Annotated in this window: 19 protein-coding genes; 7 read left to right on the forward strand and 12 right to left on the reverse strand. The window is 71.2% G+C overall.

Annotated elements, in window-relative coordinates; all coding sequences use genetic code 11:
* On the reverse strand, positions 1 to 3,127 hold a 3,127-nt coding region (locus BM076_RS37970), incomplete at its 3' end, for a tetratricopeptide repeat protein (protein WP_177246407.1).
* A gap of 109 nt (positions 3,128 to 3,236) precedes the next feature.
* Positions 3,237 to 3,674 carry an ATP-binding protein gene (locus BM076_RS36565; RefSeq protein WP_093713298.1) on the reverse strand — a complete coding sequence of 146 codons (438 nt, stop codon included), beginning with the start codon at positions 3,672 to 3,674 and terminating at the stop codon, positions 3,237 to 3,239.
* Between the two features lie 215 nt (positions 3,675 to 3,889).
* Here BM076_RS36565 and BM076_RS11270 point away from each other — a divergent pair, with 215 nt between their 5' ends.
* On the forward strand, positions 3,890 to 4,702 hold the full coding sequence (locus tag BM076_RS11270; protein WP_093713299.1) for a helix-turn-helix domain-containing protein: 813 nt from the start codon (positions 3,890 to 3,892) through the stop codon (positions 4,700 to 4,702).
* Positions 4,699 to 4,914: a DUF397 domain-containing protein gene (locus tag BM076_RS11275; protein ID WP_093713300.1), complete on the forward strand. Its 216-nt coding sequence runs from the start codon at positions 4,699 to 4,701 to the stop codon at positions 4,912 to 4,914. The genes BM076_RS11270 and BM076_RS11275 overlap by 4 nt, the downstream gene beginning before the upstream one ends.
* A 79-nt stretch (positions 4,915 to 4,993) precedes the next feature.
* Here BM076_RS11275 and BM076_RS11280 read toward each other — a convergent pair whose 3' ends face one another.
* The 5 genes from BM076_RS11280 to BM076_RS11300 form a co-directional block, all read right to left on the reverse strand.
* Positions 4,994 to 7,948, reverse strand: a complete 2,955-nt coding sequence (locus tag BM076_RS11280; RefSeq protein ID WP_093713301.1) for a polysaccharide lyase family 8 super-sandwich domain-containing protein — start codon at positions 7,946 to 7,948, stop codon at positions 4,994 to 4,996.
* Between the two features lie 60 nt (positions 7,949 to 8,008).
* Entirely contained in the window at positions 8,009 to 9,580 is a 1,572-nt protein-coding gene (locus tag BM076_RS11285) for an ABC transporter substrate-binding protein (protein ID WP_093713302.1), read from the reverse strand.
* Positions 9,581 to 9,675: 95 nt separating this feature from the next.
* Positions 9,676 to 10,563, reverse strand: a complete 888-nt coding sequence (locus BM076_RS11290) for a carbohydrate ABC transporter permease (protein WP_093713303.1) — start codon at positions 10,561 to 10,563, stop codon at positions 9,676 to 9,678.
* 18 nt (positions 10,564 to 10,581) lie between these two features.
* Positions 10,582 to 11,583, reverse strand: a complete 1,002-nt coding sequence (locus tag BM076_RS11295) for an ABC transporter permease (RefSeq protein ID WP_093713304.1) — start codon at positions 11,581 to 11,583, stop codon at positions 10,582 to 10,584.
* Positions 11,567 to 12,616 (reverse strand): LacI family DNA-binding transcriptional regulator, encoded by a 1,050-nt coding sequence (locus tag BM076_RS11300; protein ID WP_093713305.1) that lies wholly within the window; start codon positions 12,614 to 12,616, stop codon positions 11,567 to 11,569. Before BM076_RS11300 ends, BM076_RS11295 begins: the two co-directional genes overlap by 17 nt.
* Before the next feature lie 209 nt (positions 12,617 to 12,825).
* Here BM076_RS11300 and BM076_RS11305 point away from each other — a divergent pair, with 209 nt between their 5' ends.
* Complete coding sequence (locus tag BM076_RS11305) at positions 12,826 to 13,902, forward strand: glycoside hydrolase family 130 protein (protein ID WP_245795964.1); 1,077 nt, start codon at positions 12,826 to 12,828, stop codon at positions 13,900 to 13,902.
* A 66-nt stretch (positions 13,903 to 13,968) separates the two neighbouring features.
* On the opposite strand, the gene BM076_RS11310 is transcribed toward BM076_RS11305, so the two are convergent.
* A complete protein-coding gene (locus BM076_RS11310; RefSeq protein WP_093713307.1) occupies positions 13,969 to 14,460 on the reverse strand; it encodes a carboxymuconolactone decarboxylase family protein in 492 nt (163 codons plus the stop codon).
* Between the two features lie 50 nt (positions 14,461 to 14,510).
* On the opposite strand from BM076_RS11310, the gene pdxR reads away from it, so the two are divergent.
* The gene (pdxR, locus tag BM076_RS11315) at positions 14,511 to 15,977 is read left to right on the forward strand and encodes a MocR-like pyridoxine biosynthesis transcription factor PdxR (RefSeq protein WP_093713308.1); all 1,467 of its coding nucleotides are present in this window, start codon (positions 14,511 to 14,513) and stop codon (positions 15,975 to 15,977) included.
* Between the two features lie 31 nt (positions 15,978 to 16,008).
* Here the strand turns inward: pdxR and BM076_RS11320 are convergent, their stop codons facing one another.
* The gene (locus BM076_RS11320) at positions 16,009 to 16,896 is read right to left on the reverse strand and encodes a LysR family transcriptional regulator (RefSeq protein ID WP_093713309.1); all 888 of its coding nucleotides are present in this window, start codon (positions 16,894 to 16,896) and stop codon (positions 16,009 to 16,011) included.
* Positions 16,897 to 17,043: 147 nt separating this feature from the next.
* Between BM076_RS11320 and dmpI the strand changes: the two genes are divergently transcribed.
* The gene (gene dmpI, locus BM076_RS11325; RefSeq protein ID WP_093713310.1) at positions 17,044 to 17,226 is read left to right on the forward strand and encodes a 4-oxalocrotonate tautomerase DmpI; all 183 of its coding nucleotides are present in this window, start codon (positions 17,044 to 17,046) and stop codon (positions 17,224 to 17,226) included.
* Between the two features lie 31 nt (positions 17,227 to 17,257).
* On the opposite strand, the gene BM076_RS11330 is transcribed toward dmpI, so the two are convergent.
* Positions 17,258 to 17,830, reverse strand: coding sequence for a 2'-5' RNA ligase family protein (locus BM076_RS11330; RefSeq protein ID WP_093713311.1), 573 nt, complete (start codon positions 17,828 to 17,830; stop codon positions 17,258 to 17,260).
* Between the two features lie 83 nt (positions 17,831 to 17,913).
* A complete protein-coding gene (gene trpS, locus BM076_RS11335) occupies positions 17,914 to 18,927 on the reverse strand; it encodes a tryptophan--tRNA ligase (RefSeq protein ID WP_093713401.1) in 1,014 nt (337 codons plus the stop codon).
* A gap of 305 nt (positions 18,928 to 19,232) precedes the next feature.
* Between trpS and rocD the strand changes: the two genes are divergently transcribed.
* Positions 19,233 to 20,423, forward strand: a complete 1,191-nt coding sequence (rocD, locus tag BM076_RS11340) for an ornithine--oxo-acid transaminase (protein WP_093713402.1) — start codon at positions 19,233 to 19,235, stop codon at positions 20,421 to 20,423.
* Positions 20,424 to 20,517: 94 nt separating this feature from the next.
* Here rocD and BM076_RS11345 read toward each other — a convergent pair whose 3' ends face one another.
* Positions 20,518 to 21,141: a TetR/AcrR family transcriptional regulator C-terminal domain-containing protein gene (locus BM076_RS11345; protein ID WP_093713312.1), complete on the reverse strand. Its 624-nt coding sequence runs from the start codon at positions 21,139 to 21,141 to the stop codon at positions 20,518 to 20,520.
* Positions 21,142 to 21,210: 69 nt separating this feature from the next.
* Between BM076_RS11345 and BM076_RS11350 the strand changes: the two genes are divergently transcribed.
* Positions 21,211 to 22,491: an FAD-dependent oxidoreductase gene (locus tag BM076_RS11350; protein ID WP_093713313.1), complete on the forward strand. Its 1,281-nt coding sequence runs from the start codon at positions 21,211 to 21,213 to the stop codon at positions 22,489 to 22,491.
* The last annotated feature ends 1 nt before the right edge of the window (position 22,492 follow it).

Genomic DNA, 22,492 nt, shown 5'->3' on the forward strand with positions numbered 1-22,492 from the left:
TGATGGTGAGGGACTGCCGGTACCAGTCTTCGGCTTGCTCCAGCCGCCCCCGGGCCTGGGCGGTGATGCCGAGCTGGTGGTAGGTGCTGGCCATGTGGGGGCGGTTGCCGAGGTCTTCGCTGATGGTGAGGGACTGCCGGTACCAGTCTTCGGCCTCCTCCAGCCGTCCCCGAGCCTGGGCGAGCCAGCCGAGCTGGTGGTAGGTGATGGCCATGCCGGGGCGGTTGCCGAGGTCTTCTTCGATGGTGAGGGACTGCCGGTACCAGTCTTCGGCCTCCTCCAGCCGTCCCCGAGCCTGGGCGACCATGCCGAACTGGTGGTAGATAAAGGCGATGCTGGCGCGCTGGTACGGGCTGCTTTTCTGCTGGAGTAGGGCGCGGAGAATGGTCTGGTAGGTGGTTTCGGCGCGGTCGAGCTGTCCGGCCGCATGCTGCCGGTTCGCCTGTGCTCCGGTGACGAACATCCACAGGCTGCCGGCGGGCGTGTTCAGGTCGGGCGGGGTGCCGTCGGGTGGTTCGGTGGCGGTGCGGATGCGGTCGGTCCAGGACTGCGCTTCCTGCGTGAGGCCCTGTGCGTCCCAGTAGTCGTTCAGAGGCCGGATGATCGCTCCGGCTTCTTCCCACTGGTGGCTGGTCAGGGCGTGGCCGAGCATGGCTCCGAGCATCCGCTGCTGGTAGGCGACCAGGGCGAACGCGAGCTGGGCGTCGCCGCCGCTGATCTGGCGTTTCAGCCACACGCTGAAGGCCGCGAAAGCCGACACGAGGGCCCGCAGTGCGGCGGTGTGCTCTTCGGTGTGGGTGTCGGGTGTGAGGGTGATCCAGTGTGTGGTCAGGTGGGCTGGCAGGGCGGGGTGGAGGCGGAACATACCTCCGCCGAGCGGGGTCACAAGCCCCAGGCGTGCCGCACGGCCCAGCAGCCCCGTCCACTGGGCAACGCTTCGACCGCGAAAACGCTCCGGCACCTCCTCAATACCCGAAAAAATGCCGAGAACGTCAGCGTCCGCGATGTCGTGGAACAGGCTCAGGATGGTGAGGGACTGTTGGTCGTCTGCGGACAGGTGCTGGAAGGAGTAGGCGATGCTCGCGGCCAGGGAGGTGTGGCGGTCGTCGGCGTCGTCGTCATCCGGGAGGGCGGTGAGGCCCTGGAGGGCGTCCAGGAGGTGGCGGGCCGTGGTCGTTGAGAGGCGGGGGAGGGTGAGCTTCATGCTCAGGGGGTGGCCGTCGAGCCAGTCCATGAGGTCGGCGAAGGCCGGGCTCTGGCGGTGGCGGTGGGCGTCCGGGTACGGGGCCAGGAGTTGTTCGGCGTAGGCGGTGGCGTCGTCGCGGGTCAGGCCCGCGAGGGGGACGCGGCGGATGGCGGCGCCGAGCCAGGCTTCCGGGGTGCGGCTCGTGATGACGATCGCGCTCTTGCTCCGCGCCGCGACCCGCGCGAGAAAGGCCCGCATCCGGTCCTGCTCGGACGCGGACAAGGGCGGCGTCGCCCGCCCCGGATCGGGCATCTCCCGGACGGACTCGAAGTTGTCCCAGAGCAGCAGCAGTCGGTGCTCGGCGAGCAACTCCTCGACGGCGGACTGCCGTTGCTCCGTGTCCAGGACGGCGAAATCCGGGCCGAAGACGCGCAGGCCGATGCTGGTGACGACGCCGTCCAGGCCGAAGGACGCGACCCCGGGTTCGAAGGAGTGCCAGAGCACCAGCTCGGGCTGTTCGACGCCGCCGGTGTCGCGCCACCAGCGGCCGAACGCCTTGGCCAGCTCGCTCTTGCCGGTCCCGCCGGGCCCGTGGACCACCACGACGTGCTGGAGCCGGGCCGCGACGTCCAACGTATAGAAGTCGGCGTCGCGGCCGACGAATTCGCCGACCGGTTCCAGATCACGGCCCCGGTCGGCCCCGCCCTCGGACGCTTCCCGGATCCGTGTGAGGATGGCGCCGATGTCCCCGGACTCCCGGGCGGAGCGCAGCTCGGGGAAGCGGGTCTCGCCGCGTGTGTAGAGGACCGGGATCATCCAGTCCGCGAGCGGCAGCATCCCCTTGAGCGACGGCCGCAGGGCATTGAGGACCAGTTGCGCGCGCCCCGCGCGCACCGCGTCGGTGACCGGTTCGCCGGCGAACAGCCGCTCGTAGAAGGCGGTCATGAATTCGGCGGCGGCGACCGCGTACACGCTGTACGCCATCGCCACCACGCTCGCGCACCCCTCGGCGAGCAGCCGCGTCGCGACGGACGCCTCTACCTGGGCGCCGACCTGCGCCGACTGGCAGGCGTTGAGGACGACGAGCGGCACCTTCGCCTCGGCGAGGACTTGGGCGACCCGGCCCGCCTCGACCAAGTCGCTGCCCCCACCGGGCTTTTCGAAGGCGAGCATCCCCTGCGGTCCTGGCCCCGCGTACATGTGCGTGCCCCAGCCGCCGGGACCCGAAGCGGCCGGCGTCATGCCGAAGACGCCGTGCCCGTCGAAGTGCACGACCTGGAACGGCTCTCCGGCCGCCCGCGCGTCCGCCAGCACCTCGCGCAGCCGCTTCAGCGTCGGCGGCCGCAGCACCACCAACTCCACCTTGCCCCGCACCGCTTCGAGCCGCCGCAGCAACGGCCGGGCGATCATCTGATAGCCCACGTCGTCCGTCCCGCCCGGCCGGGAGATCACCATCAGCACCCGCAGCCGCGTACCGGGAGCGTCGAAGACCTCCGCCATGCCGCCGCTCTGCAAGGAGCGGGTGAGGGCCACACCGTCGAGCGCGACGGGCACCCCGCGCCCGGGGGCGGCCATCAGCTCCCACGGCCGCCCCAGTTGCTCCGGCGACTTCGAGAGCAGGGTGATCTCCACCGGCCCACCTCGCGCACGGGCCGCCGTGTACGCCTCCCGCGCGGGACCGTCACCGAACACGGACGAGAAGATCGCCTCGCCCCAGCGCGGCAGTTCGGCCGCCACCCGCTCCCCGCGCTCGCCGTACACGGCGGTCGGCAGCCGCAGATACCGCTCCAAGTACCAGCGCAGGTCGACCAGTTCCTCATCCGGCAGCGGCCAGACCAGAGGCACCGGATCACCCACGGGCCGCGGAAGCCGTTCCCCCGCCGGCCAGGACGAGACCTGGACGAGCCCGTCGTCCCGTAAGTCGACCAGCAGCCGTTCCACGGGTTGCTCCACGCGCTGTTCCGCCATCCGCCCCGCCCCCGATCATCACCGCAACGCTCACGCAGTGAGATAGAGACGATAGACGTTTCGTGACATCCGTACCCAAAGATCAGGCACAGTCGGTGATTTCGGCCCAGACGAGTTTGCCGATGCCGTCGCGGGAGGCGGTGCCCCAGCGGCCGGCGGTGATGGCGTCGACGAGGGGGAGGCCGCGGCCGGACTCGGAGTCGGGGGTGGGGGAGTGGAGGACGGGGTGGGCGCGGTCGGCGTCGTGGACCTCGAGGCGGAGACCGGCGGGGCGGCCGGTGGAGTCGCGGAGGCGGACGAAGCGGGTCTCGATGTGGCGGCCGCGCTCCTTGGCGTACTTCAGGGAGTTGGTCATCAGCTCGGAGAGCACGACGCAGGCGGCGTCGGCCAGTTCGAGCTGTCCCCAGCGGCTGAGGGTGGCCCGTAGGTGGTGCCGGGCCTCCGGTACGTGCCGGGCCGCGGACGGCCAGCGCGAGACGACGGTCTGGTCGAGGGGTTGCGCCGGGGCTGCTGCTGCCATGGCTGACCTTCCTGGTTCCGGCCCCGCACAACATATGCTACTCATAGGATTTGTGCGATAGCGGTGGGTAATCGCGGATGCTCGTCCAGTGGCGCTGAACACGAGCTTCCTCTCTGTCCTCACCAGGGTTGCGCCCCACGCGGGTCGTCCACCAGACGAAACGTGGTTCCAAGCGCATCCGAACCTCGGTCGGTCGGAGAGGAGTTGGCGAACGGATGAGCGGAAACGGCCAGCAGGACGGGGCGGCGTACTTCGGCCAGGAGGTCAGATTCGCCCGCGAGCAACAGGGTCTGACGCAGGCTCAAGTCGCTGAGCGGACGGGCTACGAGCGGCCGTACGTGACACGGGTCGAGGGCGGCAAGCTTCTCGCGTCGGCCCAGTTCGCCGATGCGTGCGACAGCGTCTTCGGTACGCCGGGGTCGTTCGGCCGCCTGCGTGCGCGCGTTGCCGAACGCGGCCACCCGGGGTGGTTCATCCCGTACGTGAACCTGGAGCGCGAGGCGACGCAGATCCTGGACTATTCGCCGGTGACGCTCACCGGCACGCTCCAGACGCGGGAGTACGCAGAGGCCGTTTTCCGGCAGGCCAATCCTCGGGACGAGGCCGAGGCGATCGCGGCCAAAGTGGAGAACCGGCTCGCGCGCCGCGAGGCGCTCGATCGAGCCGACCCGCCGCTGCGTTGGGCCGTCCTGCACGAGGCGGTACTGCGTACGGTCACCGGTGGCCGGTCCGTCATGGCAGCTCAAATGGCCGTCCTCCTTGCCGAGGCCGAGAGCCCGCACGTCGTCATCCAGGTGACGCCGTTTCACATGGGCACTCCGGCGGGAGGCGTTCCGTTCATCCTGCTGACCCGGAAACACGGGCCGGACGTGCTGTACACGGAGACGCTGAACCAAGGACATGTGGAGGAAGCGGCGGCCGTCGTCGCCGAAGCGAAGGAGAAGTACGATCGTCTGCGAGCCGCCGCGATGCCCCCGGACGAGTCGCTGGCGTTCATCCATGACGTGATGAAGGAGTACAGCCGATGAGCACCACCCCTGATCTCACCGCAGCGGCGTGGATCAAGAGCAGCTACAGCGAGGGCAACGGCGGTGCCTGCGTCGAGGTCGCTCCCGGCTTCGCCGGCATCCTGCCGGTGCGTGACTCCAAGGACCCCCAGGGCCCCGCCCTGGTCTTCCCCGCCGAGGCGTGGAACGCCTTCCTCGGCGCTGTCCGCGACGGCGAATTCGGCGCCGTTTGACGGCAGTCAGCACATTCGGTACGGCACGCGGCCTCGCCGCTCTCCGTGAGAGCGGCGAGGCCGCGTGCCGTAGGGGCGGCTACGCGCCGTACACCTCGAAGGCGAAGAGGGAGTAGCCGTAGGGCGTGTTGCGCTGGGTGCCGTACATGCGGAGGTAGCGGCCGGTGCCGGTGACCGGGAGGGTTTCGACGCCGCCGGGGCCGGTGGTCGTGGTGTGGAGGTCGGTCCAGTGGGTGGCGTCGTTCGAGAGCTGGAGCTTGTAGGCGCGGGCGCTGGCGGTTTCCCAGTGGAGCTGGACGGTGCCGATGGCGGTGGGGGCGCCGAGGTCGACCTGGAGCCATTGGGGGTCGCTGTAGTCGGAGCCCCAGCGGGTGGTGGCGAGGCCGTCGGTGGCGTTGCCGGGGGCGAGTTCGGCGGCGTGGGTGGAGGAGGCGGTGGTGGGCTTGCCCTGGGCGAGGTCGGTGGCGGCGTGGACTTCGAGGCCCCACAGGGAGTAGCCCCACGCGGTGCGGCGCTTGGTGAGGGCGAGGCGGACGAAGCGGGCCGGGTGGGTGGCGAAGGTCAGCTTCTGGGTGCCGCCCGTGCCGGTGGTGGTCGTGTGGACGGTCCGCCAGGTCTGCCCGTCGGCGGAGGTCTCGACGGTGTACGCCGTGGCGTAGGCGGTCTCCCAGCGCAGCGTGACGCCGTCGATCAGCTGCGGCGTGAGCAGGTCGACCATCGCCCACTGGGAGTCCGTATAGGCCGAGCTCCAGCGGGTGTTGGGGTTGCCGTCGGTCAGGAAGTGGGCGCCGACGGACGTGTCGTGGTCGGAGGAGGTGAGGACGGGGCGGCGCAGGGCGACGTCGTCCGCCGGGGCGCCGAGGGTCAGGGAGACGCCCTGGCGGTCGCCGTCGGGGAGGGTGACGGCGCCGCGCGTGACCGTGCCGCGCACGGTGAGGACGACGTTGACGGTGACGCCGGGCGCCTGCGGCGCGGAGACGGTGACGACGGGGGCGCCCGCCCCGGATTCGTCGAGGATGACCATGCAGGGCCGGTCGACGGCGAGGGTGACGCCGTCGCGGACGGCGGCGGTGCCGGCCGCGTAGAAGAGCAGTTGGGCGATGCCGAGGCCGTCGTGCCGTACGCCTTGCAGGGACGGGGAGTTGGCGAGGACGCGGACCGGCAGGTGCTGGGCGTAGGCGGTGGCCTGGCCCTGGTCGACGCCGGGCCGTACGACGTAGGCGTACGTGGCGCCGCTGGGCGCGGTGCCGTGGTCGAGCCAGATGCCGAAGACGTCCTCGGTGACCGGGGTGGGGTCCTGGCCGGTGGCGATGTCGGCCCAGGAGCCGGTGACGGTCGCGTTCTTGACGGTCATGGCGACCGGCTCGAAGAAGGCGTAGCCGGTGCCGTCGTGGTAGGCCCAATTCCCGGTACGGGTCAGGGTGTTGCCCGGTGCGACGGTGGTGCCCGCCGCGACGACCGGGCCCACTCGCCGCGTCTGGTTGAGCGTCGTGACCACCGGGTGCGGGTCGGTGGAGGTGATGCCGGCGCCGAGCGCGACGAATTCGTCGTCGAAGCAGAAGTACCCCTTGCGGGCGGTCGTGCCGTACTTGTTCATGTCCAGGGCGGCGGCGCCGTACAGGCCGTTGTCGACGCCGCCGACGAAGGTGGTGGACTGCTTGTACGGGTCGCTCGCGTTGAGCGGGACCACGACGGCGGGGTTGGTGGCGCCGGGCAGCCTGGACCAGTCCCACACCGGGAAGATGTTGCGGTACTCGTCGCCCCTGCGGGCGATGAAGGTGGTGCCGAAGGGCACCCAGTACAGGTAGTTGAGGTTCTTGGCGTTGGAGGACCGCCATTCGGAGCCGATGGTGCGCGCCGAGACCATCTTGACGGTGACGCCCCAGCCGGGCCGCTTGTGGGCGGCGAAGTCCGAGCGCCAGAAGTATTTGTGGCCGGTCAGACCGGTGTCGGGGCTCTGGAGGCGGATGTTCTTGCCGAGCTGGTCGAAGCGGGCGGCCTGGTCGGGCACCGCCGAGTCCAGCAACTCCAGTGATTCCAGGACGCGTTCGGCGTTGCTGGCGTAGCGCGGCGCGGGATTGAGGAAGACGTTGAACTCGGCGTGGTCGCCGTTGATCATCCAGCGGGTGCCGTCCAGCACCCAACCGGTGTAGTCGTGCACGGATATCGGGCTGAAGGCGAAGGACGTGGGCCGCAGCACGTACAGCCACTGCGCGACGTCAGTGAGCATGGTGCGGCCGTAACCGGCCGAGTAGAGCTGTTCGCCGTGCTGGTGGTAGCTGAGGTCGGACTGGATGCCGTCGCCCGTGCTGAGCAGGATCGCGGTGGCCATGGCGTCGCGTCCGGCCGTCACGAGCGCGGGGTCGGGGGTCAGCAGGCCGCGGAAGACGACGTTCTGCGCGTACCAGACGGCGTTCTCGCCGGTGCCCGAGGAACTGCTCTGGAGCGTGCCGACGATGCCGCTCATGCGGTCGGCGGCGAGGTGCCCGTACAACAGCACGCCGATCCGGCCGAGCCGGAGCTGGATGCCGATGCCGGTCTCCCACCAGTTGACGCTGGTCGGCCCGGCCTGGAACCAGTAGCCGAGCGCCTTCTCCACGCCGGCCAGCAGCGCCGCGTCCAGATGGCGCGGGCCGGCCGGATTGGCGTAGGCGGCGGCCATGGCCTGCATCCGGTCCAGCGCGCGGTACGGCGACCAGGCGGCGCCATTGGCCGCGCTGTTGGTGGCGGCGTAGTCCACGTCGGCCCAGGAGCCGTCGGCGCGCAGCGCGGCCAGGTAGGCCGGGGCCTGGCTCTGGTACGTCCACTCGACGCGGGCGGTGGTGCCGTCGTCGAGCCAGTCGTGGGCGAGGTAGATGCCGCTCAGGGTGGAGCGGACGGCGGCGAGGTCGCCGGCGGTGTCGGTGGGGCCGACGGGGCCGGCGGGCTTCGCGACGGCCGACGGGAGGCGGCCCAGCGGGCCGCCCGCGGTGAGGAACGCGGCGAGTGCCGCGCCCGACGTGCTGCCCAGAAAGACCCGGCGCGATACGGCCACGACGAGACTCCTCTCTTCCGCTTTCCGATGTCCGAAGTCCGAAGTCCGAAGGAAACGTTGTCAGCGCGCGCTCTTGGCGGCGGCGAGATACGCGTCGGCCTGCGTCTGCAACTGGTCGAGGACCTTGTCCAGGCCCGCGTGCTCGAAGGCGCTCTGGAGCTTGGACAGCCCGGAGGCGACGTCGACGGTCCCGGCGAACAGCGGCTTGCCGTACTGGTTGTAGGCCGAGGCGAGCTGGCTGATGTTCGTCTTCACCGGGGTCTGGTCGAAGTAGAAGCTGGTGAACGGGTCGGTCGTGAAGTGGCCGTAGTCCTTGGCCCAGCCGAACCAGGTGCGTTCGCTGTCCACCATGCCCACGGGGGTGCGCTCCAGGCTGATCCGCCAGCACAGCGCGAAGCCCGGGAAGACGTACTTGCTCAGGGTCTCGAACTCGCTGTCGCCGTGCGCCTTCCAGTCCTTGCCCTCGATCCCGTACGAGACGAGGTCGTGGTTCTCCTTGACCGAGACCCAGTCCTGGAGCTTCATGACCATGTCGGCGTGGGCCGAATTCTTGTTGATCACCACATTGTTGGACGCCTGGAAGGTCGCGGCCGGGCGGGCAGCGGTGCCCTTGGCGAACGGCACCACCTGCGCTATCGCGGCCCCGTGCACCGCGGACGCGACGGCCCCGAAGGTCGTGGTGGTCAGACCGTCGGTGTTGCCGACGGTCGCGGCGTAGCGGCCCTGCCCGAACAGCCCCCGCACACTGCTGACATCGGCGTTGAGCACGTCCTTGTTGAGGATGCCGTCCTGGTTGTACTTGCGGATCCGGTGCAGGGTCTCCACGACGCCCGGGGCCTCCCAGAAGGGGCGCGGGCGCGAACTGCCCGTCGTGCCCGCCCTCGGGTCCATCGCGAAGATGCCCGCGTTGCTGCCCGCCGCCTGGAAGAACTGGCTCGGGTCCTCCCACGAATGGGCGTTGAACAGGCCGGTCGGCTGCGGCGTCACGGTGTTGTTGACGTAGCCGTTGTCCAGGCCGAACGGGATGAGGCCGCGGTCGTGCTGCTTGACCGCGTACAGATACCGTTCGAAGTCCTCGTAGGTCTCGACCGACCCGATGCCGTACTTCTCGGCGAGGTCCTGGCGGATCACCATGCCGGTGATGGCGCTGGCGTAGTTCACCTGCGGCACCGCGTACTGATGGCCCTTGTACGTCACGGACGCGCGGGCCTTCGCCGAGACGGTGGCGTCCAGGTGCGGGTGCGCCTTGTCGGCGAAGTAGCCGTCCATCGGCCGCAGCGAGCCGCTGGACAGCAGCTGGTCCAGGTGCAGCCAACGGGCCTCCAGCGCCTGGTCGAAGCGCTCGCCCGAGGTGAATTTGAGCAGCTCCTGGTTGGAGTAGTTCGTCCAGGAGATGAACTGGGCGTCGATGGTGAAGCCGAGATCGGCCTTGAGCCGGTCGTTCACGGCGCCGCGGATCGCGTCCCAGCCGACGGGTATGTCGCCGGGCAGCAGCATCACGAGCCGGTCCGCGGACGAACCGCTGCCGCTGCTGCACGCGTCGAGGCCGAACACCGCCGACGCCGTACCGAGGGCGGTCAGCGCGGCCGAGGATCTGAGGAAGGCGCGACGGGGCATCGTCGGTCGGGGCATGGTGAATCTCCTTGCGGGTCCTTGGAGTTCGTGAAGTCCTTCGGGACCGATCGGGCCCTTCGCGGCCCGGGGTCCCGGTGTCCTGGCGGGCGGGGTCAGCCCTTGGTGGCGCCCAGGGTGAGACCGCGGACGAAGTAGCGCTGCGCGAAGGGGTACGCCAGCAGGATCGGGCCGACGGTGACGACGGTGAGGGCCATGCGCAGCTGGTACACGGGCGCGGCGGCGGAGCCGGTCTGCAGGGCCTGGGCGGCGTTGACGTTGCCGATGAGGTTCTGCAGCAGCAGTTGGAGCGGGAATTTGTGCTCGTCGGTGATGAACAGCAGCGGGATGAACCACTCGTTCCAGAACGCGGTGGCGTAGAAGAGCCCGACGACGGCGAGGATCGGCTTGGACAGCGGCAGCACGATCCGTACGAAGGTGCGCAGTTCGCCGGCTCCGTCCATCCGGGCCGACTCCAGGATCTCCTCGGGTATCTGCCGGAAGAACGCGGCCTCGATGAACACCAGGAACGGGGAGACCGCCATGGGCAGGATCACCGCCCAGTAGGTGTTCTCCAGGTGCAGGTACTGCGTCACCAGGATGTAGAAGGGGACCAGGCCGCCCACGAAGAGCATCGGCAGATAGGTGAGCGTGCCGAAGAACGCGCTGATCCGGGGCACCCGGCGGGAGATCACCCACGCCATGCCGGTGGTCGCGGTGAGGGCGACCGCCGTGCCGACGACGGTGATGAACAGGCTGGAGACGTAGGCGTCCCGGATCGCGGACTCGGTGAAGATCGACCGGTAGGAGGCGAGGGAGAACTTCGTCGGGAAGAAGCTGTAGCCGGACCGCACGAGCCGGGACTCGTCGGTGAACGACGAGGCGATCACCATCCAGATCGGCAGCAGGCAGAACAGGGCGAAGCCGGAGACGACCACGAGGCTGGCCACGGCGAACGGTTCCACCGTGCGACGGCGCCGCGGCGGGGTGTCGGTGAGAGTCATCGGTGCTCAGCTCCCGGTCTAGAAGACCCTGGTGTCGCGGCCGAAGCGGCGGGCCACGAAGGTGGTGACGAGGACGAAGACCAGGCCGACGACGGACTGGAAGAGGCCGATGGCCGCGGTCATCCCGAAGTCGCCGTTCTGGCGCAGCGACCGGAAGACATAGGTGTCGATGACGTCGGTGGTGGAGAAGAGCGTGCCGTTGTCGCCGATGATCGCGTAGATCGTCCCGAAGTCGCCGTAGAAGATCCGGCCGACGCTCAGCATGAGCAGCGTCACCGTCGTGGGCGCCAGCAGCGGCACGGTGATCCGCAGCGCCATCCGCCACCGCGACGCGCCGTCGATCGCCGCCGCCTCGTACACCTCGACCGGGATCGCGGTGATCGCCGCCAGGTAGATCACCGACAGGTAGCCGGACATCTGCCAGACCTTGACGACGGTGAGGATCCACGGCCAGGCGCCGGGCTCGGAGTACCAACTCACGCTCGGCAGCGCGAAGATGTTCAGCATCTTGTTGACCGCGCCGCCCTGGCCGCCGACGCCGGCGAGCAGTCCCTGCAGCATGATGCTGACCACGACCGGCGAGATGAAGTACGGCAGGAACACCGACGACTGCAGGAATTTGCGCAGGTAGCGGAAGCGGATCTCGTTGATCATCACCGCGAGGCCCAGCGCGCACACCGTCGTCGCGGCGATGAACAGGACGTTCAGCGACAGGGTGTTCCACAGGATGCGCTTGGCGTCGCCGGAGTCGAAGAAGAAGCGGAAGTTGTCCAGGCCGTTCCACGGGCTGCCGAACACGCCGTCGGAGATCGAGAAGTTCTTGAACGCGACGGCGAGACCGGCCAGCGGGGCGTAGCTGAAGACCGCGAAGAACGCGGTGGCGGGCAGCGCGAGCAGGAGGAGCGCGGCGCGCCCGTGCACCCGGCGGCGGCCTCGTACGGCGCCGCGGGACGTCTTGCGCGGGGAGGCCGGGGGCGCCTCGGACGGTGTGTCCGGCACGCGGTCAGTGACGCGGAGCATGGCTGTCCTCGGTACGGTCGGCGACCGAATCTCGTGCGACGAGTTCGACCGGAAGCGTGATGGTGTACGGCTGTTCGTCCGGCCCGTCCGGGGCGTGGAGCAGCCGGCGCACCCCGAGCCGGCCCATCGCCTCCTTGGGCACGCTCATCGTGGTCAGCGCCGGGATGCTGTGCGCGGCGAGGTCGTCGTCGAAGCCGATGACCGACACGTCCTGCGGCACCCGGACGCCGCGCCGGCCCAGCACCCGCATCGCGGCCACCGCCGTCTGGTCGTTGGCGCAGAACATGGCGGTGAAGTCGGTCCGTTCCAGCAGGGCTTCGGTGGCCTCGGTGACCCCTTCGGGCTGGAGGTCGCAGGCGGCCACGAGCGCCGGGTCGAGCCGGACGCCGGCGGCGGCCAGCGCGATCCGGTAGCCCAGGTAGCGGTGTTGCAGGGCGGGAACGGACCGGATGCCCGCCTCGGGGTCGGACATCGGCCCGCCCACGAAGGCGATCCGCCGGTGCCCGCGGGCCAGCAGGTGCTCGACGGCCACCTGCCCGCCGTCGAGGCCGTCGGAGAGCACGGCGGGCAGTGCGTGGTGCTGGGACGTGAAGTCCACCAGCGCCGTCGGCACGTCCAGCGCCAGGACGGCCTCCAGCACGTCCTCGGTCGCGGAGCCGACCAGCATCACCGCGTCCAGCCCCGCCGACCGCAGATTCCTGCGCACCTCGGCCCTGTCCGGGCCGATCGTGCGGTAGTGCAGGGCGACGGCGTGCCGCGCCGCTTCCTCCTCCGCGCCGTGCAGGATCCGGGCCCAGAAAGGGGTCATCAGATCTTCGCGATTGCGCAGATACGCATTCGACAGCAGGAATCCGATCGAGCGCACATCGGCGGCCGAATTCCGGCGCGGCGGAAGGCGGTATCCGAGTTGATCGGCCGCTTTGCGGACCCGTTCGCGCAGTGCCTCGTCGACGTTGTCGCTGTGATTCAGAACGCGCGAAACGGTGCCCGCCGAAACCATCGCCAGGCGTGCGACATCGCGTGTGGTTGCCATTGCGTCCCCAGTGCGTCCCGTTCATGAGCAAGTCATGGCTGCGTGGTGCCGGTGACGTTACGAAGGCCCATCGGCCGTGTCAATAGGCTGGTCAGGACTCCGACCGGGCAGTGAGCGTTCATGAACAACGAGGCTCTTGTGGGGCGTTGAGGGGCTCGCGCATGCTGGTGCGTGCCGCCCTGGCAGGAGCGATTGCCGAAGGAGATTCATTGATTACGCCGGAGCCGGAATACGCCCCCAGGATCTCGCTGGAGCGCATCGGCGTCGTCATGCGCGCCGATCCCGACAATCCGCAGGAGAAACTGGGCGTCCTCAACCCGGCGGTCACCCGGGGCCCCGACGGGCACACCTACCTGTTTCCGCGCATCGTGGCGGAAGGGAATTACTCCCGAATAGCGCGGGCCCGCGTGCTCTTCGACGGGCAGGGGCGGCCGTACGGCGTCGAGCGGCTGGGCGTCGTCCTCGAACCGACCGGCGGGTGGGAGCGCGACACGCAGACCGCCGGCGTGGAGGACCCGCGGATCACCCGCCTCGACGAGCTGGGCGTGTGGGCGATGACGTACACCGCGTACGGCCCGCTCGGCCCCCGCATCGGGCTCGCCACCTCGACCGATCTGACGGCCTGGCGGCGGCGCGGGCCGGTGCTCTTCGAGTACGAGGACCGCTATGAGACGGACTTCAACCTCTACCCGAACAAGGACGCCGTGCTGTTCCCCGAGCCGGTGACGGCGCCCGACGGGCGGCCCGCCTTCGCGCTGCTGCACCGGCCGTCCTTCGACCTGTGGGCGATCCGGTCCTCGGCGGGCGCGGTACCGCCGCGCGGCGTCGCCGAGACACGGCAGTCCGTCTGGGTCTCCTACGCGCCGGTCGAGGAGGTCGCGGGCTCGCCCGCGCGCCTGGCGCGCTTCGGGCAGCACCGCTTCGTCGCCGGGCCGGAACAGCCCTGGGAGAACGTCAAGATCGGGGCGGGCCCGGCGCCGCTGCGCACCGACGCCGGGTGGCTGCTGATCTACCACGGGGTCGCGGGCCGGCTCAGCTACGAATGGCCGCAGCCCGGCATCCGGTACGCGGCCGGCGCGATGCTGCTGGCGCACGACGACGTCACCGATGTGCGGTGGCGGACCGCGGCGCCGCTGCTGGAGCCCGCGACCTCGGAGGAGCGCAACGGCATCGTGCCCGAGGTGGTGTTCCCGACGGCGATCGACCCGCGGGGGGACGGCGCCGCCGATCTCTACTTCGGCATGGCCGACGACAAGATCGGGGTCGCGCGGCTCACGGTCGCGTGAGGCGCGTGAGCCGCGCGTGTGCGTGTGGGCGTCCGTGTGCAGGCGTACGTGTGTACGGGACGGGCGTCAGTGGCGCAGGGCCGGGGAGAGGCGGCAGGTCACGCCGATCCGGTTCCAGGCGTTCATCGTGACGCACATCGCCAGCAGGCGCGGGAACTCCTCGGCGTCGAAGAGCGCGGCGGCCTCGTCGTACGTCGCGTCGGGGACGCCGTGGTCGCCGAGGCGGGTGACGGCCTCGGCGAGGGCGAGGGCGGCGCGCTCGCGGGCGGTGAAGAAGGGGGTCTCGCGCCAGACGGTGAGGCCGGTGATCTTCTGTTCGGTCAGGCCGAGGGCGCGGGCGTCGGCGCTGTGCTTGTCGACGCAGTAGGCGCAGCCGTTGAGCTGGGAGACGCGGATGCGGACGAGTTCGCGGACCACCGGGTCCAGGCCCGCGGCGGCGGCCTTGTCGAGGGCGCCCATGGCGGCGTAGAAGTCCGGGGCCTTCTCGCGGAGGTTGATCCGGGGCGCGGGGGCGGGCACGGGGGCGTCGGTGGTGGCGGTGGCGTCGATCGTTGTCATGCCTTTCACCGTACGGGCGAAGTGGCACCGCCTTGTGGTCCACTTGCGCCATGGACGACTGGGCCACTCGCGACGGGCACGCCGCCGACTACGACCTGCTGCTCGACCTGGCCGCCGCCCGCGCGGCAGCCGGCGGCGGGGCCAGGGCCGGGCTCGAACACGCCCTGCGCGAGGCCGTGCGCGACGGCCGGCTCGGCGCCGGCACCCGGCTGCCGTCCAGCCGTGTCCTGGCCCGGGACCTGGGGCTGGCCCGCAACACCGTGGCGGACGCGTACGCGCAGCTCGTCGCCGAGGGGTGGCTGACGGCGCGGCAGGGCTCGGGGACCCGGGTCGCGCCGCGGCCGGTGGCGACGGCGGCCAAGGTCACCGCGCGGCCCGCCGACGCCCCGCCACCGCCGATCGCGCCCGCCGAGCTGGTGCCGGACGCGGCGACCGGGCTGCCGTACAGCCTCTGGCCCGGCTCGCCCGACCTGTCGTCCTTCCCGCGCGCCGCCTGGTCGGCCGCCGCGCGCCGGGCACTGGCCGCGGCGCCCAACGAGGCGTTCGGCTACACCGACCCCCGGGGCCGGCCCGAGCTGCGCGAAGCCCTCACCGCGTATCTCGCCCGGGTCCGCGGGGTCCGCACCGACCCCGACCACCTGGTGATCTGCACGGGGTACGTGCAAGGGGTCGGGCTGCTGGCGCGGGCGCTGTACGGGCGCGGGGCGCGCCGGATCGCCGTCGAGGCGCTGGGCTTCCCGGACACGCGCACCCTGCTGCGGACGGCCGGCCTGGAGACCGTACCGCTGGAGGTCGACGGGGACGGGGCGCGCGTCGAGCACCTGGCGGGTGTGCAGGCGGCGCTGCTGACGCCGGCGCACCAGTTCCCGACCGGGGTGCCGCTCTCGCCCGGCCGCAGGACCGCCGTCACCGGCTGGGCGCGGGGCTCCGGCGCGCTGATCGTCGAGGACGACTACGACGGCGAATTCCGCTACGACCGGCAGCCGGTCGGCGCCCTCCAGGGGCTCGCGCCCGACCACGTCGTGTACGCGGGCACCGCGAGCAAGAGCCTCGCGCCGGGGCTGCGGCTGGCCTGGCTCGCGGTGCCGCCGCACCTGCTGGACGCGGTGGTCCGCGAGAAGCGGCTCGCCGACCACCACTCGCCCGTCCTCGACCAGCTGACCCTCGCCGAATTCCTCAGCTCCGGCGCGTACGACCGGCATGTGCGCCGGATGCGCCAGCACTACCGGCGCCGCCGCGACCGCCTCGTCGCCGCCCTCGCGGCCCGCGCCCCCCACGTCCACGTCTCCGGCATCGCCGCCGGCCTGCACGCCGTCCTCCAACTCCCCCCGGAGACGGGCCCGTTGTCCGCCGTCGTCACCCGCGCCCGCGCCGCCGGCCTCGCCCTCAGCGGCCTCCCCGTCTACGGCGCCCCACCCACCACCCCACCCGCCCTGGTCATCGGCTACGCCACCCCGCCCGACCACGCCTTCACCGGCGCCCTGGACCGCCTCTGCGACGTCCTGGCCCGCGCCTAGTGCGACCGCCGGGTGCCGGGAAGGAGCGCGGCTACGCGTCGCCTTGCTTCCGGCATGCCGCCAGCAGGGGCGCCAGGCGGCGGGTGGAGGTGGTGGGGCGGAGGGCCAGAGAGGTTTGGAGGGCGGGGGGTGGTGGGGGAAAGGGGCGGAAGACGGTGCGGGTGGTGGGGAGGATGGCGGCCTTGGCGGCGTAGAAGACGGTCCAGGTGGGTTTGCCGGTGCCGATGGCCGCGAGGGTGTCCTGGTCGGTGGTGAAGGCGGGGCCGGTGCGGGGGGTGAAGCCGGCCGCGTGGCAGGCGGTGGTGATCAGGTCGACCAGGTGGGGGTTGGCGGCGCGGGGCGCGATTCGCAGCGGGAGATCGGCGAGGTCGGCGAGGGCGACGTGCTCGCGGGCGGCCAGCGGGTGCGAGGCCGGGAGGGCGACGACGAGTTCGTCGCGCCAGACGGGGACGAGGTCGAGCCCCGGGCTCTCGGTGATGCCGCGCACGAAGGCGGCGTCCAGTTCGCCGTCGCGGACACGTTGCAGGCGCGGCCCGGGCGGGGCGCTGTGCAGCTCGACGGTCAGGTGCGGGGCGTCCTCGGCGAGGTCGGCCAGGAGCTGTTCGAGGCGGGCGCCGAGCCCGGCGTTGGTGCCGATCCGCAGCGTCACCAGCTGGTCGGCGCGCAGCTCGGCCATGGCCTCCAGGGCCGCCTCCTCGGCGGCGAGGACCGCCCGCGCCCGGGGCAGGAAGGCGTGCCCGGCGGCGGTGAGCGTCACCGTACGCGTCGTGCGGTCGAAGAGGTCGAGGCCCAGCTCCCGCTCCAGCTTGCGCACCTGCTGGCTGACCGTCGGCTGCACGATGTGCAGGCGTTCCGCGGCCCGCCCGAAGTGCAGCTCCTCCGCCACCGCCAGGAAATACCGGACCTGCCGCAGCTCCATCCGTTCCCCCCGCCCCGCCAGGACCCTCATTGATCACGATTCCTGATGAGTGTACGAGCGGACTGCTCCTTGGTCGGCGGCCGCCCACGCGATGGACTGTTCCTCGTCAGGAAGCACCCGGCACCCTCACGAAAGCAGGAGGCAGACATGCCCGCCGTGACCGTTCAGCAGGGCCCGCGCGACGTCGAACTCAAGCGCGAGCTGATCAGGAAGATCACCGACGCCTTCGTCGACACCTACAAGATCCCGGCCGAGACCGTCATGGTCTTCATCGAGGAGACCCCCGCCGACAGCTTCGGCGTCGGCGGCCGGCTCGCCGCCGACAAGTAGGGCCGACAAGGAGGAGCGCGGCGGAGAAGCGTCAGAGCCGCGTCGCCGCGCGCACGCCCTGCTGCTGGGGGAGGGCCGAGAAGCCCTCCCGGCCGAAGGGGTACTCGCGCATCTTGCGCCACACCCCGTCGCCGCCCTGCTCGTACAGCGCGAAGCTGAGCGCCGTCCAGGCGGCGGAGAAGGACGCCAGCTCGGCCTGGGCGCGGTCCATCGCGGGCTCGGCGATGTCGTGGGCGACCGTGACGTGCGGGTGGTACGGGAACTGCAGCTCGCGGGACACGGGGCCCGAACGAACCTGTTCCTGGAGCCGCCCGCAGTCCGCGGCTCCCTCGGTGAGCCGTACGTAGACCACGGCGGACAGCGGGCGGAAGGTGTCGGTGCCGTGCAGCCGCATCGGGAAGGGGCGGCCGTCGGCGGCGACCTGCGCGAGGTGGCGGCGCAGCGCGGGGAGGTCGCCGCAGTCGACCTCGGTGGGCGGCAGCAGCGTGACATGGGTGGGGATGGCGTAGGCCGCCGGATCGCCGAAGCCGGCCCGCCGCTCCTGGAGCAGGCGCCCGTACGGCTCCGGGACCGCGATGGACACGCCGATCGTGGTGGTCTCCACTGCGCTCACCCCTTTCCCCGGTCGGTCACATGGTCATGCTGCGTACTGCTGTCGGGATGTCGTCTGTCGTGCGGCCCCGCGGCTCAGTGCTTGGCGGGCAGGAACCCGATCCGGTCGTACGCGCCGGCGAGTGTCTCCGCTGCGACGGTACGCGCCTTCTCCGCGCCCTTCGCCAGTACAGAGTCCAACGTCTCCGGGTCCCCCAAATACTCCTGCGTACGCTCGCGGAACGGTGTGACCCACTCCACGAAGATCTCCGCGAGGTCGGTCTTCAGCGCACCGTAGCCCTTGCCCTCGTACCGCTCCTCCAGTTCCGGAATTCCGGTACCGGTGAGGGCGGAGTGAATCGTGAGCAGGTTACTGATGCCGGGCTTGTCCTTTTCGTCGTACCGGATGACCGTATCGGTGTCCGTCACGGCGCCGCGGAACTTCTTCGCCGACACCTTCGGGTCGTCCAGCAGATTCACCAGGCCCTTCGGCGACGGCGCCGACTTGCTCATCTTGGCCGTCGGGTCCTGGAGGTCGTAGATCTTGGCGACCTCGCGCACGATGTGCGGCGCCGGCAGGGTGAAGGTCGGGCCGAAGCGGCTGTTGAAGCGCTCGGCCAGGTCCCGGGTCAGCTCGATGTGCTGCCGCTGGTCCTCGCCGACCGGCACCGCGTCCGCCTGGTAGAGCAGGATGTCGGCGACCTGGAGGATCGGGTACGTGAACAGGCCGACCGTGGTGCGGTCCGCGCCCTGCTTGGCCGACTTGTCCTTGAACTGCGTCATCCGGGACGCCTCGCCGAAGCCGGTCAGGCAGTTCATCACCCAGCCGAGCTGGGCGTGCTCGGGGACGTGGCTCTGGATGAAGAGCGTGCAGCGGTCCGGGTCGAGACCGGCGGCCAGCAGCTGGGCGGCGGCCAGCCGCGTGTTGGCCCGCAGCTCGGCCGGGTCCTGCGGCACGGTGATCGCGTGCAGGTCGACGACCATGTAGAAGGCGTCGTGCGACTCCTGGAGCGCCACGTACTGACGGATCGCCCCCAGGTAATTCCCCAGGTGGAACGAACCGGCGGTGGGCTGGATACCGGACAGCGCGCGCGGGCGATCAGTGGCCATGCCCACCATTCTCTCAGGTCATGGCACCCCTCCCATACCCCCGGTCCGACCCTGTGGACAACCGGGTACCCCGCCGGTACGGAGGTGTGACGGCGCACATACGGCACACCTATGGCGCCGTTCGCGGCGGCACGGTGAGGTTTCGCCGTGATCGCGGCGAGCGACGATAGAAAGGGGCGTCACCCCGCCCCGAGCCCTGGCCTCCGACGTACAACGAACGGAGTACGCACGTGACCACCATCACTTCCGGTGCCGACGGTGCCACCGGCCCCGAGTCCGGCCCAGCCGGCCCCGGCGCCGACCAGATCGCCGCCACCGAGGCGCACAGCGCGCACAACTACCACCCGCTGCCCGTCGTCGTCGCCTCGGCCGAGGGCGCGTGGATGACCGACGTGGCGGGCCGCCGCTACCTCGACATGCTGGCCGGCTACTCGGCGCTCAACTTCGGGCACGCCAACCCCCGCCTGATCGCCGCCGCCAAGGCGCAGCTTGACCGGGTCACCCTCACCTCGCGCGCCTTCCACCACGACCGCTTCGCGGACTTCTGCACGCGGCTGGCCGAGCTGTGCGGCATGGAGATGGTGCTGCCGATGAACACCGGCGCCGAGGCGGTCGAGACCGCCGTCAAGACGGCGCGCAAGTGGGGCTACCGGGTCAAGGGCGTACCGGACGGCCGGGCGAAGATCGTCGTCGCGGACGGCAATTTCCACGGCCGCACCACCACGATCATCAGCTTCTCCACCGACCCCGAGGCACGCGCCGACTTCGGCCCGTACACCCCGGGCTTCGAGGTCGTCCCTTACGGCGACCTCGCCGCGCTGGAGGCGGCCGTCGACGACGAGACGGTGGCCGTTCTGCTGGAGCCGATCCAGGGCGAGGCGGGCGTCCTCGTGCCGCCGCCGGGCTATCTGGCCGGGGTGCGCCGGATCACCGCCGAGCGCGGGGTGCTCTTCGTCGCCGACGAGATCCAGTCCGGGCTCGGCAGGACCGGCCGCACCTTCGCCTGCGAGCACGAGGGCGTCGTGCCGGACATGTACGTGCTCGGCAAGGCGCTCGGCGGCGGCGTCGTCCCCGTCTCGGCGGTGGTCTCCTCCCGCGAGGTGCTCGGCGTCTTCCGGCCGGGCGAGCACGGGTCCACCTTCGGCGGAAATCCGCTGGCCTGCGCGGTGGGCCTTGAGGTCATCGCGATGCTGAGCACGGGGGAGTACCAGCAGCGCGCCGCCGAACTGGGCGACCACCTGCACCGCGAGCTGGCGGTGCTGGCCGGCGACGGGTCCGGCGCGGTCGCCGAGGTGCGCGGGCGCGGCCTGTGGGCGGGTGTCGACATCAATCCGGCGCTCGGCACCGGCCGCGAGATCTCCGAACGCCTGATGGCGCGCGGCGTCCTGGCCAAGGACACCCACGGCAGCACCATCCGGCTGGCGCCGCCGCTGACCATCTCCAAGGAGGACCTGGACTGGGCCCTGGAACAGCTCAGGACCGTCCTGGCCGGCTGATCCGGATCCTCCACGGCCTTCACGGGCCTTCACGGGCCTTCACGGGCCTTCACGGGCCCCGGGCGAGCGGCGCCCGGGGCCCCGCGGACACGCCCTAGCGCCGCTCCGCCGCCAGCGCCAGGCCGTCCGCGATGAGCGCGAGCCCGGCCTCGAACGCCTCGTCGTGGTCGATCGACGGAATATCGGATGAGCGCCCCGCGCCGCCCCCTGAACCGGCCGCGCCCCCTGAACCGCCCGCGCCGGCCGGACCCGCCGCACTCCCCGCCTCCGCCTGCTCCTCCAGCACACTGCCCACGGTGAAGCGGCTCGCGGCCAGCATCGCCATCCGCGCGGGCCGCTCGGGCAGCCCGGCCGCGGCCAGGAAGTCCATTTTCCGGGCGACCCGCCCGAGATCGGCGGGCCCCGGGCTGCTGCCCGCGTGCAGCCGGGCGCCGTCGCGGCGCAGCAGCAGGGTGCGCCGGAAGCTGCGGGTGTTCTCCAGGAACCACTCCCGCCAGTCGTCGCCGGGCTCCGGCAGCGGTGCGGTGGCGTGCGGCGCCATCGCCGCTTCGGCCATGGCGCCGAGCAGTTCCTTCTTGTTGCCGAAATGCCAGTAGAGCGAGGGCTGTTCGACGCCCAGCCGCTTGGCGAGCTGCCGCGTGCTCACGGCGTCGAGCCCGACCTCGTCCAGCAGGTCGAGCGCTTCGGCGATGACGGTCTCACGGTTCACTTTGGCCACGTTGACAATCTATCGCCGATAGGTGACGCTGAAAAGGAACCTATCACCGATAGATTGCGGGTGGGAACGATGGCGGCAGCCGAACCACTGAAGATCCTGATCTGCGGCGGCGGCATCGCCGGCCAGGCGCTGGCCCACTGGCTCGCCCGCGGCGGCCACCGCGTCACCGTCGTGGAGCGCTTCCCGGCGCTGCGCGCGACCGGCGCCCAGGTCGACCTGCGCGGCCAGGGCATCGAGGCGGTCCGCCGGATGGGCCTGCTCGACGCCGTCCGCGACCGGCTCGTCGACGAGAAGGGCGTCGCCTTCGTCGACGCCCGCGGCAAGGCGCGCGCCACGATCATGGCCAACACCTCGGGCCGGGGGCGGCAGTCGCTCACCTCCGAGTACGAGATCATGCGCGGCGACCTCGTACGGATCCTGCACGACGCCACCAAGGACGACGTGGAGTACGTCTTCGGCACCTCCGTGGAGCGCTTCGAGGACACCGGCGAGCAGGTCGTCGCGCGCTTCGCCGACGGCCGCGGCGGCACGTACGACCTGCTGGTCGGCGCCGACGGGCAGGGCTCGCGGACCCGCCGCGCGCTGCGGCCGGCCGGGGCGCCCGAGCCGTACCGCAGGGTCGGCATCCACATGGCGTACTGGTTCGTGCCGCGGATCGCCTCCGACGGCGACATCCGGGACACCTACCAGGCGCCCGGCGGCCGGATGATCATGCGCAGGAGCCACCACCCGGAGCGGACGCAGGTCTACTTCGTGCTGCGCGAGGACTCCGCCGAGGCGTCGGCGGTGCACCGCGAGTCCGTCGGGCGGCAGAAGGAGTTCTGGGCCGGGCGCTTCCGCGGCGCGGGCTGGCAGACCGACCGCTTCCTCGACGGCATGGCGGACACCGAGAGCTTCTACTCCCAGGAGGTCGTACAGGTCCGCACGGACCAGTGGTCGAAGGGACGGGTGGCACTCGTCGGCGACGCCGCCCACTGCGCCTCCCCGTACAGCGGCATGGGCGTCTCCGGCGGTCTGGTCGGCGCCTATGTGCTGGCCGGCGAGATCAACCGCAGGCCCGGCGACCTGCCGGCGGCGCTGGCCGCGTACGACACGACGCTGCGGCCGTTCGTCGACCGCGTCCAGGCCACGGTCAGGCCGCGCCTGCTCAAGCTCGGCCTGCCCGAGCACCGGTGGGCCATCGACGCCTTCCTGTCCGTCACCGCCCTGGCCTGCGCCCTGCGCGTCCCCGACCTCGTCGCCCGCCTCTCCCCCGAGGACCGCGGCGGCGACTGGCAGCTCCCCGACTACGGCGAACACGGCGACGACGACCGCCTTTCGCGTGCGGGGGAGCAGGCCGTGACGCCCTAGA

Origin of the sequence: Actinacidiphila alni (assembly GCF_900112845.1) — a bacterium.
GTDB lineage: Bacteria > Actinomycetota > Actinomycetes > Streptomycetales > Streptomycetaceae > Actinacidiphila > Actinacidiphila alni.

Coding starts and splice junctions, on each gene's coding strand:
- BM076_RS36565 (WP_093713298.1), bottom strand. CDS start 3,674: ATGGCAGCAGCAGCCCCGGCGCAACCCCTCGACCAGACCGTCGTCTCG.
- BM076_RS11270 (WP_093713299.1), top strand. CDS start 3,890: ATGAGCGGAAACGGCCAGCAGGACGGGGCGGCGTACTTCGGCCAGGAG.
- BM076_RS11275 (WP_093713300.1), top strand. CDS start 4,699: ATGAGCACCACCCCTGATCTCACCGCAGCGGCGTGGATCAAGAGCAGC.
- BM076_RS11285 (WP_093713302.1), bottom strand. CDS start 9,580: ATGCCCCGACCGACGATGCCCCGTCGCGCCTTCCTCAGATCCTCGGCC.
- BM076_RS11290 (WP_093713303.1), bottom strand. CDS start 10,563: ATGACTCTCACCGACACCCCGCCGCGGCGCCGTCGCACGGTGGAACCG.
- BM076_RS11295 (WP_093713304.1), bottom strand. CDS start 11,583: ATGCTCCGCGTCACTGACCGCGTGCCGGACACACCGTCCGAGGCGCCC.
- BM076_RS11300 (WP_093713305.1), bottom strand. CDS start 12,616: ATGGCAACCACACGCGATGTCGCACGCCTGGCGATGGTTTCGGCGGGC.
- BM076_RS11310 (WP_093713307.1), bottom strand. CDS start 14,460: ATGACAACGATCGACGCCACCGCCACCACCGACGCCCCCGTGCCCGCC.
- pdxR (WP_093713308.1), top strand. CDS start 14,511: ATGGACGACTGGGCCACTCGCGACGGGCACGCCGCCGACTACGACCTG.
- BM076_RS11320 (WP_093713309.1), bottom strand. CDS start 16,896: ATGGAGCTGCGGCAGGTCCGGTATTTCCTGGCGGTGGCGGAGGAGCTG.
- dmpI (WP_093713310.1), top strand. CDS start 17,044: ATGCCCGCCGTGACCGTTCAGCAGGGCCCGCGCGACGTCGAACTCAAG.
- trpS (WP_093713401.1), bottom strand. CDS start 18,927: ATGGCCACTGATCGCCCGCGCGCGCTGTCCGGTATCCAGCCCACCGCC.
- BM076_RS11350 (WP_093713313.1), top strand. CDS start 21,211: ATGGCGGCAGCCGAACCACTGAAGATCCTGATCTGCGGCGGCGGCATC.